We start from the raw sequence: 12,341 nt of genomic DNA on the forward strand, positions 1-12,341 counted from the left end.
ACGAATAGCTCGGTGGCCAGCTTGAGCACAGGACTCGTCAACACGAATAGTTCGGTGGCTTCGCTGAGTACTGGGCTTGTGGGCACGAACAGTTCCGTGGCCAGCCTCTCGACGTCGCTGGCGCCGTTGACACAGGCTCAGGACGTCGCTGCTAACCGTGGTGCCACCATCTCGGCCACGATTTCGGGTGGGGCGACTTCTACGCTGGGTGTTGTTCAAACTCAGGGTCGCCGGTTCGATAACACCACCCTGTCTACGATCCAGGCGTCTGATTGCCTCGTGGCGAACGGGGTTGACACGACCGCGACTGGAGCTTGCGCCAGCGCAGGCACCATGATCGGGGTAAACGGAGCAACGAGTACTACTGTGGCTGCGGGGGCTACTGCTTATGGTGCGCAGTCGCTGGCTCAAGATACCAATACCACTGCGATCGGCTTCCGGGCTACTGCAACCTATGAAGGTTCAGTGGCGATCGGCTACCAGGCGCAGGCCATAGCCGATCCGGCTACCGCAGTGGGTTGGAACTCCCTGGCTTCTGGCAACAACTCAGTCGCTTTGGGTGCAGCGGCGCAAGCTACGGCTAACAATGCCATGGCACTGGGCGCAGGAGCGCAAGCTACAGGCGCGAATTCGGTTGCCCTGGGTGCCAACTCAGTGGCAGATCAGCCGAATACTGTCTCTGTTGGGTCGCCAGGATCCGAGCGTCGTATCACCAACGTTGCACCCGGTGTGAACAGCACAGATGCCGTCAATGTGTCGCAGCTTAACCAGGTGGCGCGCATTGCGTACTCAGGTGTAGCAATGAGCATGGCTATGGCGGGCACCTACATGCCTACGCTCTATGCTGGTGAAAAAGCTCTGGGGATCGGGCTTGGAAACTACAAGGGCTACGGCGCTGTTGCGGTGAACTTCAAGTCTCTCAGTGAAACCGGCGCTATGTCATGGGGTGTGGGCGTTTCCACTACTGGCAAGGAGTGGGGTGTCAACGTGGGTATTGGCTGGAAGTGGAAGTAACCCATGGGACGACCGGTGAGCTATCTCCTCGCAAGGGGAGGTGGCTGCCGGTTGTCGGGCAAGTTTGAACTGCTATGCAAGCGATTTAGCGGGTGCGCACGTAACCACCTTCATCTCGAATGTCGGAGCGGGGGCTGCGCAGGGGCCTGAAAACGTATGAACGAATTTTGCGCTATCGACCAGACGCGAACACTCGGAGCGTCAGGTATGGGCAAGCGGTCGTCTGCGTGTCCTATGAATTGACGAGTTGAGTGCATCGGTTGCGCCATTTCGGCCACGCGGCCGTTTGATCGCCACCAAGATCGTTGTCTTCCCGAACCATCATGAACCCAACGCCTCTTACCGCCGTTCTCCGCCTGGCCTTCGCCCTCCTTGCACTCGCTGCCATCGGCTGGCAACTGTCGCTGCATGTGGGGCTGAACTACAGCGTACTCAACTTCTTCAGTTACTTCACCAACTTGTCGAACCTGCTGGCCGTGGGTGTCTTGATCGCTGGCGCATGTCGTCAATGGATGCAAGCGCGACCCTCAGCAGCTTTCGAATCACTGCGCGCCGTGACCACAACCTGCATGCTGGTGGTGGGCGTCGTGTTCGCGCTGCTGCTGCGCGACGTGGACCTCGGCGCGCTGAGTCCTTGGGTAAATTCGGTCGTTCACCATGTGATGCCCGTCGTAGTGCTGCTTGACTGGTTGCTGTGGCCGCCGCGCCCGGCTGTAGGCTTGCGGCCCCTGCGCTGGGTAGTCGCGTTTGCGGCGTTGTACCTCGCCTATTCGATGGTGCGCGGCGCTGTTGTTGAGTGGTATCCATACCCTTTCCTGAATCCGGCGAACGTGGGCGGGTACGGCGGCGTGGCTATGTATGCGGTGGGGATCGCGGCCATCGTCGTGGTCTCAGGGTGGGCGCTGCTGGCCTGGGCAAGCCGGCGTGTGCGGGTGGCAATGTAGCGTTGGAATTGCCGAACCGTGTGTAAAGTCCCATCGCTCTGAAAATCCATCAGACCTGCGCGCCATCTTTTTCTCGGATTCGTAGCTTGCCTGCATGACGGCAGCGAACGCGATGCCGAGTTGACAATCCGCGTTAGAGCGACGTCTTGTCCGGCGCCGGTATCTGCGATAGGTATTGCTTAGCGATGGATGGTCAGGGCGCCGGCAACGCGCGGCGAAATGGATTGAACCCCGTGATCAGTGCCGTGGCAATCAGTACCAGCAGGCAGCCCGGCAGCATCCCCGCCGTGACCGGCTCCCCCAGAAACAGCCCACCCCAACTCACGCCGAACAAGGGAATCATGAAGGCCGATGACGTTGCGGCGCTGGCCGAAATCTCGCGCATGAGTCGCATGCTGATCAAGTACATGAAGCCCGACGTCACGATCCCTAAGGTGGCCAGCGCCAGCACTGCGCCGCTCGTTGGGCGCATGGCAGGGATCGATGCGCCCATAGGCAGCATTAACACTGCAGCGGCGGCGACGTGGATGGCGGCTGATGCAGGCAAAGGCTTGTGGGCTATCGTCGCTCGCCTCATAAGGATGGCACCGAAGCCGAAACTGGCTGCCGCAACCGTGCAGGCCAAGGCCGCGAGTACTACGGGACCCGTCACCGCCACAGGCCCAAGCTGCACCAGCAGGGCGACGCCTGCAAAACCCAGGCCGCAGCCGAAGATACGCCGCAGCGTCATTCGCTCCTCGCCAACGATGGCGGCCGCAAAGACACCGAATAACGGTGCGGTTGCGTTTAGCACTGCTGAATAGCCGGATGGCAGCACGAGCCCCGCCCAGTTAAACAGCACGAAAGGTGTGACCACGGTCAACACCGCAGTTGCCGTCAGCATGGGCCAAGCTGCGCGCGGTGGCCAGCGGTGGCGCAATACGGCTATCACGAGGCATAACACGATCGCGGCGAGCAGACAGCGCAGACCGGCCAAGCCGAAAGGCCCGAAAGCAGGTGCGGCAATACGGATTAGCGGGAAAGATGCACCCCACAGGGCCGACAGGGCGACGAGCTGGGCGAAATGTAGTGCCTTCATAGTACGCGCATTCTCGCTGGTGTGTGCGGGCCGAATTGGTCCTGCTGTTCGAAAGCATTCAGATCGGTGGTTCCCATTCGCTTTATGAGCGTGTTCCAAACGTGCTGAAAAGTCACGGTATGCTCTCGCTACCACGAAAGTTTTTTATTAAGAGGCGTGATGCGGATCGGGATTTCGGCCTTCAGCCATAAAAATCAGAATATCTGGTCGAATGGACTGGGCCAGAACGTCATGTTCCTGGTGCAGTCCCTGCGCAAGATTTCATTTGTGCGTGACGTGGTGTTGATCGATGCAGGCAGCGAAGAGGCCTTAAGCGATCAAATCGATCTTGACAAGTTCGGCACCCGGATCATGCGTCAGAAAGACGCTACTGATCGTGTGGATGTCGTGATTGAGCTTGCGGGTGCGCTAGGGGTGCCGTGGCTTGATTTGCAGCGCGCGCGCGGAAAAAAGGTGATTTATCACTGCGTTGGCCAACCTCATTCGAGCATGGTCGACACCGCCATTTTTAACCGCAGCGGTTTCTTCTTGCGGCCGGATCGCTTCGACGAGGTTTGGCTGCTTCCTAAGGACGCTGTCTTCGCGCCCATGATGCGCACCCTCCATAGGTGCCCCGTTCAGGTGGCGCCGTATCTCTGGTCGCCGCACTTTCTGGAGAACCGCATCCGGGAGCTGGAGGCCATCGGTCATGCCTACGGGTTCAAACCGGTTCAACCGGGGGAGGGCTCCATAGGCTGGCGTGTGACGATGTTCGAACCCAACCTGGCGCCCATCAAATCTTCGCTCATTCCCATGCTCGTCTGCGACGTAGCCGAGCGCCGTTGGCCGGGCACGCTTTCCATGATGTATGCGCTCAACACGGGGCATCTGGTCAACCATCCCACCTTGCTGCATCTCGCGAATTCCCTCGATCTGGTCAAGAGTAGTCGCGCCGTGTTCACCGGCCGACACGACATAGCTGGTTTCATGTCACAACACGGCTTGGATGCCGCAGTGGCCCACCAATGGCAAAACGATCAGAACTACAGCTACCTGGACGTGCTTCACGGAGATTACCCGCTCATTCACAATTCGCCGTGGCTGAAGGAGGCCGGATACTACTATCCGGATTTCAATATAGAAGCCGGGGCTGCGCAGCTCGCGCTGGCCAAGGAGCACCATCAGGAATCACTTCCTGATTACCGCGAGCGCTCGCGCCGGGTGTTCAAGGCGGTTGACCCTGACAGCGAAGACAATGCGCGTGGCTACGCCGAGCTGTTGATGTCTCTGGCCAAAGACCGCCCGGAGTGGTTGACAGCATGAATTTGAAACCTCTACGCATTGGCGTCACGCTGCTGGTCCGCGACGGGCAATCCCTGTGGGAAAACGGCATTTTTCAGAACTGCATTTTCCTTGTGCAACTGCTTAGGCAGTGCCCGGGTGTTGTGCAGGCCTACATCGTCTTTGTTGGCGATGGCAGTGCGCAGGCTAAGCGCGAGTTGCTGCAAGACACCGATCTCGCAGCGATGGACTTGAGCGATGCCGCTGGTCAGCTCGATATGGTGATTGAGATGAGCGCTCAGCTTTCCGCCGAGTGGACCATTGCCTTTCGCGAGCGCGGCGGCAAACTGGTGAGCATGTGTGTGGGCAACGATTTCGCCATTGATGCCGAGCGACTGGGTTACGACCTGCCCGCAGGCCGCTTGGTGCCCCACCATCCGAGAGACGCCGTATGGACGTTGCCGGAGTATGAAACAGTGGGTGCGCCCTACTATGCGGCTACTTTTCGCGCGCCGGTTTCCATTCTCCCGCACTTGTGGAGCGCGGAGTTGCTTGAAGCCTCCCTGCGTAGGCGGGGGGATGGTGTTCGGTTTGGGTATGAGCCCGGCCGGCGCCGTTGGCGCTTGGCCATCATGGAGCCCAACCTCAGTATCGTGAAGACTTGCGTTATACCGTTCCTGGTGTGCGAGGCTGCGCATCGGGCGGATGCGGACAAGATCGAATACCTGCACGTTTTCAACACTGAGCAACTCAAATCCAACGCCGTATTCAGCGGAGTGTTTTCAAGCATGAATCTCACACGGCATGAACTGGCCGGCTTCAATGGTCGTCATACCATTGTTGAAGTACTGACCGAACATGCTGATGCGCTTGTCTGCCACCAATGGGAGAACGCCCAGAACTACCTCTATTACGAGGCGCTTCACGGTGGCTATCCGTTGATTCACAATTCGCACCTGATCGCTGATTGCGGTTGGCGTTACCAGGGGTTTGACTGCGAGGAGGGGGGGCGTGTGCTGCTTGAAGCCATAGCCGGGCACGATCACAATCTGCAAGACTATCGCCGCAGAGCAGATATTTTTCTTCGCACTCTTCACCCGCTGCATGAGGCCAACATTCATGCCTATAGCGAGGCGATCAGGCGGGTATAACGGTGGTTAAGAGGGTGGGTATGAGGGAGGTGTGGCCTTTTCTTCGGGAATCCTGTTCATGATGAAGCGACTTATCCGGTTTTTTCAATACCTTGTGCTGGTGTTGAGCGTGCCTTTGGTGGCGCAGGCGCAAGCTGTGTTTGAGAATATTCCTCGGCCTGCTGCGGCGCCGCAAAATGCACTTTCGGTAGCTTCGCAAAACGTGGGTGTCAAAACCTGCCGGCCTGCGCTGGAAAGGCTTTCTGCACTGGCCGTGAACGGTACGCGCGGCAACGATGTGCTGCTCGATTGGGACCGCCAGCGCGTGGACGCCGGCCCTGTGTTTTCTCTGATTGGCCTGGAATACGCCAATGGGGGCGCTGCCATGTCAGTCACTGCAGTTCCTGGGCTCAATGGCGGTTGCTCGGTATCGGCTGAACGCATCTCGTCTGCGCCGTTTTCTTGTCAGGCTGTGGCTCAACAGGAACTGAAAGGCATGACCGCCACCCGCCTGCTGCCTACTTTCACCGTGTTCACTGACGCCAAGGACCCGACCGCCACGGTCTCACTTATCGACGCACCTCCTGGCTGCTTGGTGATTCGCCGCTATGTAGAGTTCAATTGGAAAGCTCCGCGCTAAGAAGGTCCGAACGAATCCGTCATGCCCGCACTGATCTTTGTCAAATGGCGCCCAAGCAACTGCTGATCGCAGGCGGCGGCATTGGTGGCCTGGCCGCTGCTCTGGCCGCAACGCGGGCTGGCTGGGAAGTACGTGTTTTCGAGCGGACGCCGCAGTTCAGTGAAGTGGGGGCGGGCATCCAACTGGGGCCCAATGCCACGCGCATCTTGCAGAGTTGGGGGCTGGGCGATGCGCTAAGCGCTGTAGCGGCCTTTCCTGAACGCCTGCAGGTTCGCAATGCCTTAAGCGGAGAGTTGCTGGGGGGGATGCCTCTGGGTGAACGCATGCGAACACGGTATGGCGCATCCTACGCGACGATTCATCGCGCCGACATCCATGGCTTGCTCGCCACGGCGGTTCAGCAGCAGGCGGAGGTTCACCTCAATCTTGATCAAGGTTTGAGGGAGTTCGCTGACGATGGATGCTCGGTGACCATCACCACAGAGCAAGGCTTGCAAGTGGAGGGTGATGCATTGATCGGTGCCGATGGGGTTTGGAGTGGTACACGCCAGCAATTGCTGGGCGACTCTCCGCCTCGGGTGACCGGTCACCTTGCCTATCGAACCATGTTGAGGCAAACATCGCTGCCTGAGCGGCTTCGCAGTGTTCAGGTGACGGCGTGGCTCGGTCCGCGCCTGCACGTTGTTCAGTATCCAGTCCGGGGTGGTGAATGGATGAACGTGGTGGCCATTGTTCAAGGCGTGCCGCGGGCGGACGCGCCGGGCTGGGATCAAGAGGCCCATGTCTCTGATTTGCAGCGAGCCATGGGTGCCACCTGTGAACCGTTGCAATCTCTCATTGCTGCGGTTCCGGCCGCCTCTGTTAACGAGCATGCCTGGCGCTTGTGGCCCCTGTCTGACCGCGCGCCTGTGTCGGGGCCTGGGCAGATGGCTGGCGGCCTTGTGGGGCTGTTGGGCGATGCGGCCCACCCCATGCGCCCCTATATGGCCCAGGGGGCGGGCATGGCGATTGAAGATGCCGCCGCACTGGAGCGCGCGCTCGCTATGAACGCGGTCGACGTACCCACGCGACTCAGACGATATGCCTTGGAGCGCTGGCAACGCTGTGCTCGTGTGCAGGCGCGCTCCATCCGAAATGGCCAGATTTTTCATTCCACGGGCCTTATTCGTCTGGGGCGTGATGTGTCGATGCGTTTACTGGGAGAACGCCTTCTCGACGTGCCGTGGCTGTATAAGTCCTCCTAGAGCACGCTTTTAGGGTGCTTACGAGCCCTTACCAGCCATTTCCCATATCGTGAACTCGTTCTCAGGGGAGAACTCCGTATCGCGGTAGACTGCTAGGTTTTCTACCGGGCGACATGGCCAAGCAAAAATCAGTGCAGACCAGCCTTACGGGCGCGGCGCTGGTGCGTCTGCTCGAAGCGCTTGCCGACTCGCGTGTACGCGTGCGGGACGCGCGCACGGGGTTTGCCGATGGATTAGTGCAGTGGGTCGGTTGGGCGGATGCCATTGAGTTGTCTGCCGCTCTCGAACGACCGCTTGCAGACCAGGCCTTGAATGAGGCTGACTCTGATGAACGAGCCGAATTCGGGCGCCTTCGTACAAGCTTGGAGCAAGGATTGGCCCGTGCCATGGCGCCTACGGGGCATTCGGTCATGGAAGCTGAGGTGGGCTACGGATCATTGCGCAAACGCTATGTGATGCAGCAACAGACCATGGAAGTGGCCATTGGCACTCTGCGTGAGCGGGTTCGCGCTGTGGTGGCAGAGCGCTCGCCCGAGATGGCTCGGCTGGCGGCGTTGGACGCGGTGATGGACCAGGTGCTGAGTGTTCAGGAGCGGCGGTTGTTAGCCACCGTTCCGGGGCTGTTGGAAAGGCATTACCGGCGCTTGCGGGACGAATATGAGGGCAGTGGCGACTGGGTGAAATTGTTTCACCAGGACATGCACACGGTGTTGCTGGCCGAACTGGATCTTCGATTGCAACCAGTAGAAGGGCTCCTTGATGCCCTGGATGAAGACTGATGACGAAACTGATATTTAGCGCTGCTTTCGTGGCGGGCCTGGCTACCTTGTTCTGGGTGGGCGCTGGCTATGTGGGCGGATACTTGCTGGCGCTCGGCGTCACCTTGTTGATAGCGGCGTTTTTTCTGGCTGGCTCCTGGGAGCTGGTTCATTACCTGCGTGCCACCAAGGCCCTGGCTGAATCGCTGCATGCGCTGAGTGCTTCTCCGGCCAGCCTGGACAGCTGGATGACATCACTGCCCGCCTCGCTACGGGTCGCAGTACGCCAGAGAGTGGAGGGTGTGCGAGCGAGCTTGCCTGCTCCCGTGCTGGCCCCGTATCTCACTGGGCTGTTGGTGCTCCTGGGCATGCTGGGTACTTTTCTTGGCATGGTGGTGACGCTTCACGGTACCGGCGCGGCTCTGCTAGGTGCAGAGGGGTTGCAGGCCATCCGTGACGCGCTGGCTGCTCCTGTGCGCGGTCTGGGGCTGGCCTTTGGCACATCGGTGGCAGGCGTGGGCGCTTCGGCAGCCCTAGGGCTCATGGCGGCAATGGCGCGCCGTGACAGGTTGGAAGTGGGGCAGCAGCTGGATGTGGCCATTGGCAGCATGTTGCGGCCTTTCACGCAGCAGCACCAGCGTGAGGCTTCGCTGCGCCTGATGGAGCAGCAGGCCGGGTTGATGCCAGAGTTGGTAGAGCGCATTAGCGCATGCATGACCGCATTGGAGCGCCAGCAAGCGGCGCTGAGTGAGCGGCTTGGCGCTGAACAATCCAGGTTCCACGCGGAAACTGAATCGGCTTACACGGCCTTGGCCGCCTCGGTCGAACGCACACTCACTGCCACTGCCGCTGAAACCGCTCGTCATGCGGGTGAAGCTATTCAACCTGCTGTGCAAGCTGCGCTGGCCGGGCTGGCCCGTGAAGGCACACAACTACAAGCCGCACAGGCCGAACAGGTTCGCCTCCACCTTGATGGCATGACAGCCCGATTTGGCGATGCCACGACCGCCGTCACCAGCCAGTGGACCAGTGCGCTCGAGACTCATCAGCAAACCAGCGCGGCGATGGGGCGCGCCATGAGTGAAACGCTGGAAGGATTCAGTCAGACTTTCGACGACCGCAGCACCAAGCTGGTCGACGGTCTCGCACAGCGGATGGACCACCAGGCACAGGCCCTTGCTGCACACTGGGGCGAAGCCTTGGCTTTGCAATCGCAGAGCGGTGCGGAGCAAGCGGCCCAGCAGCGGCAAGCGCTGCATTCTGTGGCAAAAGATATGGAGCAAGCCCATTCGGCATTGCAAAGCCACTTCGCGGAGCAGGAGCAATCCCGGCAAACCGCCTGGACGGCCTCGTTGCAAACTCTGGCGAGCACGTTGCGAGACGAATGGCAGCAAGCGGGCGAGCGCAGTGCCGAGCAATGGCAGGGATTGGGCGAAACCCTGGCTCAGACGGGTGCCGGCATCACGCAGCAACTCGAAACCCAGGCGCGCAATACTTTGAGCGAAATTGGTACGCTGATGCAGGCTGCTTCAGATGCACCTCGTGCAGCAGCCGAAGTGATCGGTGAACTGCGTCAGCAATTGGCTGATAGCGTGAAGCGTGACAACGCCATGCTGGAGGAGCGCAGTCGCAGCTTCGCAGAGCAGGAAGAGTCCCGGCAAGCTGCATGGACTGCATCTTTACAAACTCTGGCTACCGCACTGCGAGACGAATGGCAGCAGGCGGGCGAACGCAGTGCTGAGCAGTGGCAAGGCCTGGGCGAAACTCTGGCCCAGACGGGTGCCGGCATCACGCAGCAGCTCGAAACCCAGGCACGCAATACTCTGGGCGAAATCGGCGCGTTGATGCAGGCCGCCTCTGAAGCTCCCCGCGCGGCCGCTGAAGTGATTGGCGAGCTGCGTCAGCAATTGGCTGAGAGCGTAGTACGTGACAACGCGATACTCGAAGAGCGTAATCGGAGTTTTGCTGCGCAAGAACAATCCCGGCAGCTCGCTTGGACCGAATCCTTGCAAACGCTGGCAACCGCGCTGCGAGACGAGTGGCAGCAGGCGGGTGAACGCAGTGCCGAGCAATGGCAAGGGCTGGGTGAAACACTGGCCCAGACGGGCGCCGGCATCACGCAGCAGCTTGAGGCGCAGGCGCGCAATACCTTGGGCGAAATCGGTGCGCTGATGCAGGCGGCCTCGGAGGCCCCTAGAGCAGCCGCCGAGGTGATTGGCGAGATGCGCCAGCATCTGGCAGAAAGTGTGTTGCGTGACAACGCCATGCTGGAAGAGCGCAATCGCAGCTTGGCAGAGCAGGAAGAATCTCGGCAGGTCGCCTGGACTGCATCGTTGCAAGCCCTCGCTACCACGTTGAAAAATGAGTGGCAGCAGGCAGGCGAGCGCAGTACTGAGCAATGGCAAGGGCTGGGGGACATGCTGACAAAAACGGGCGCCGGCATCACGCAGCAGCTCGAAACGCAGGCGCGCCATACCCTGGGCGAAATCAGCGCGCTGATGCAGAGCGCTTCAGAGGCGCCTCGAGCGGCCGCTGAGGTGATTGGCGAGATGCGTCAGCAGTTGAGCGACAGCATGGTGCGCGACAACGCCCTGCTTGAAGAGCGCAGCCAAATTTTGAAAACCCTGTCTACTTTGCTGGAAGCTGTGAACCACGCCGGGGAAGAGCAGCGTGGCGCTATCCAGTCATTGGTGGAAACGACGTCCGGATTGATGGAACGTGCCAACAGTCGTTTTGCTGACACGCTAGACACCCAGCTGCAACGCATAGACACCGCGTCGGCGCAACTCACTGGCAGCGCTGCGGAGGTGGCCAGTTTGGGGGAGGCATTCGGTACAGGCGTGCAACGTTTCGGCGAGACCAACGAACAGCTCATGGTGCAGCTGCAATTGATAGAGACATCACTGTCGAAATCGCTGGCGCGCAGCGATGAACAGCTCGACTACTACGTTGCCCAGGCGCGTGAAGTGATTGAACTCAGCACCGGCGCGCAAAAGCAGATCATCGACGAGCTGCGGCAACTGGCCGTTGCCCGCGAGGTCTAACGTGCATCACTCTGACCAACTTATGCCGAGTGACGATTTGTCGCTCGACTCTGGCGAGGGGTCTGTACCCGTATGGGCGGTGTTCGGCGATCTCATGGCGGGAGCACTGGGCGCCTTTGTGCTCATACTGGTGGCCGCGCTGGGTATGCAGATGGAGCTCACCGAGCGATTGAAGACCGAGCAGCACGCGCGCCAGGAACAAACCCAACGACTTCAAACTTTGGAACAAGCGCTGGCCGCACCACTGGCGGCGGGACGGGTTACCTTGACAGATGGTCGAATCGGAATCAGCGGCAGCGTGCTCTTTGCCTTCAATTCCGACGAGCTGCAGCCGGAGGGCCAGCAATTGCTTCAAAGCTTGGCCACACCGCTGACCAACTATTTGCGTGAACGTGGGGAAATCCTCATGGTGAGCGGCTTCACAGACGACCGGCGTATGCGGCAGTCACGCGATGCCAGCGCTGGGAAGTTTGCCGACAACTGGGAGCTTTCGGCGCAACGCGCGCTCACTGTGACCCGTGCGCTGATTGAAGCAGGCGTGCCGGCGGGCCATGTTTTTGCGGCTGCATTCGGTTCTGAGCAGGCGGTGGCTTCCAATGCGGATGCCGCGGGCCGTGCTCGCAATCGCCGCGTGGAGATGGCTCCCATGGCGCGTCCCAAGCGCGGCCCGGGCTCATGACCTTGTCCGTGCGTGAGGCGTTCATTGCCGCGCTGGCTCGCCGTGTCGATGACCATCAAGGCGCTGCGCGTGCCTTGCTGGAAGCGCGGTTGGCAGCCTTAAGGGCTGAGAGCGTTTCGCAACCTGCTATGTCATCCAGACCGGGTGGCCAGGCGGGCACACGCGGACCTTTGGGGCAGCTGGCAGACGGGATCGCTGCCCGCCACGCCGCGAACGAGCCGCCGGTCACACAGGCTGCCGGGCTTACCTCCGCATCTCCCGCACAACGCGAGCTTGGCACGCTACGCCAGTTTCGCGGTGCGTGGTCTCGTTTGTTTGCCGAGCAGCGCCTGCGTCAAACTCTGGCTCAAGTGCCTCCGCAGGCCGGCCCACTCAATTCGCATCACTTGGTGCATCGCGCGCTGGCCGTGATGCAAGATATCTCGCCCGCCTACCTACAGCGCTTCGTTACCCAAGTTGAGGCGCTGTTGTGGCTGGAGCAGCAGCAGACATCTGTTGGAGGCGTTCCCCAGCGGCTGGATAAGAAGCGAAAGAGCGGGCGATAAGAGGT

The 12,341-nt window shown here is 60.4% G+C and carries 11 protein-coding genes; 10 read left to right on the plus strand and 1 reads right to left on the minus strand.

Annotated elements, in window-relative coordinates; translation table 11 throughout:
• Together G518_RS38805 and G518_RS0126420 are read left to right on the plus strand one after the other, a co-directional pair.
• The coding region (locus G518_RS38805; protein WP_051237431.1) for a YadA family autotransporter adhesin at window positions 1–1,014 on the plus strand (1,014 nt) is incomplete at its 5' end.
• A gap of 323 nt (window positions 1,015–1,337) precedes the next feature.
• Window positions 1,338–1,958: a Pr6Pr family membrane protein gene (locus G518_RS0126420; protein ID WP_051237432.1), complete on the plus strand. Its 621-nt coding sequence runs from the start codon at window positions 1,338–1,340 to the stop codon at window positions 1,956–1,958.
• A 193-nt stretch (window positions 1,959–2,151) separates the two neighbouring features.
• Here G518_RS0126420 and G518_RS0126425 read toward each other — a convergent pair whose 3' ends face one another.
• Window positions 2,152–3,036 (minus strand): DMT family transporter, encoded by an 885-nt coding sequence (locus G518_RS0126425; RefSeq protein ID WP_028605042.1) that lies wholly within the window; start codon window positions 3,034–3,036, stop codon window positions 2,152–2,154.
• Between the two features lie 159 nt (window positions 3,037–3,195).
• On the opposite strand from G518_RS0126425, the gene G518_RS37125 reads away from it, so the two are divergent.
• From G518_RS37125 to G518_RS37135, 8 genes are all read left to right on the plus strand, one after another.
• The gene (locus G518_RS37125; protein WP_036596290.1) at window positions 3,196–4,338 is read left to right on the plus strand and encodes a DUF2827 family protein; all 1,143 of its coding nucleotides are present in this window, start codon (window positions 3,196–3,198) and stop codon (window positions 4,336–4,338) included.
• The gene (locus G518_RS0126435; protein WP_028605043.1) at window positions 4,335–5,447 is read left to right on the plus strand and encodes a DUF2827 domain-containing protein; all 1,113 of its coding nucleotides are present in this window, start codon (window positions 4,335–4,337) and stop codon (window positions 5,445–5,447) included. Before G518_RS37125 ends, G518_RS0126435 begins: the two co-directional genes overlap by 4 nt.
• A 58-nt stretch (window positions 5,448–5,505) precedes the next feature.
• Window positions 5,506–6,066 carry a hypothetical protein gene (locus tag G518_RS37130; protein ID WP_245598139.1) on the plus strand — a complete coding sequence of 187 codons (561 nt, stop codon included), beginning with the start codon at window positions 5,506–5,508 and terminating at the stop codon, window positions 6,064–6,066.
• Window positions 6,067–6,110: 44 nt separating this feature from the next.
• The gene (locus G518_RS0126445; RefSeq protein ID WP_036596292.1) at window positions 6,111–7,310 is read left to right on the plus strand and encodes an FAD-dependent monooxygenase; all 1,200 of its coding nucleotides are present in this window, start codon (window positions 6,111–6,113) and stop codon (window positions 7,308–7,310) included.
• A gap of 113 nt (window positions 7,311–7,423) precedes the next feature.
• Window positions 7,424–8,089, plus strand: coding sequence for a DUF3348 family protein (locus G518_RS0126450; protein ID WP_028605045.1), 666 nt, complete (start codon window positions 7,424–7,426; stop codon window positions 8,087–8,089).
• Window positions 8,089–11,112, plus strand: a complete 3,024-nt coding sequence (locus tag G518_RS0126455) for a DUF802 domain-containing protein (RefSeq protein ID WP_028605046.1) — start codon at window positions 8,089–8,091, stop codon at window positions 11,110–11,112. The genes G518_RS0126450 and G518_RS0126455 overlap by 1 nt, the downstream gene beginning before the upstream one ends.
• A gap of 22 nt (window positions 11,113–11,134) precedes the next feature.
• Entirely contained in the window at window positions 11,135–11,791 is a 657-nt protein-coding gene (locus G518_RS0126460; protein WP_028605047.1) for an OmpA family protein, read from the plus strand.
• Window positions 11,788–12,336: a DUF2894 domain-containing protein gene (locus tag G518_RS37135; protein WP_051237433.1), complete on the plus strand. Its 549-nt coding sequence runs from the start codon at window positions 11,788–11,790 to the stop codon at window positions 12,334–12,336. The genes G518_RS0126460 and G518_RS37135 overlap by 4 nt, the downstream gene beginning before the upstream one ends.
• Window positions 12,337–12,341 lie beyond the last annotated feature (5 nt).

The organism is Ottowia thiooxydans DSM 14619, assembly GCF_000422885.1.
GTDB lineage: Bacteria > Pseudomonadota > Gammaproteobacteria > Burkholderiales > Burkholderiaceae_C > Ottowia > Ottowia thiooxydans.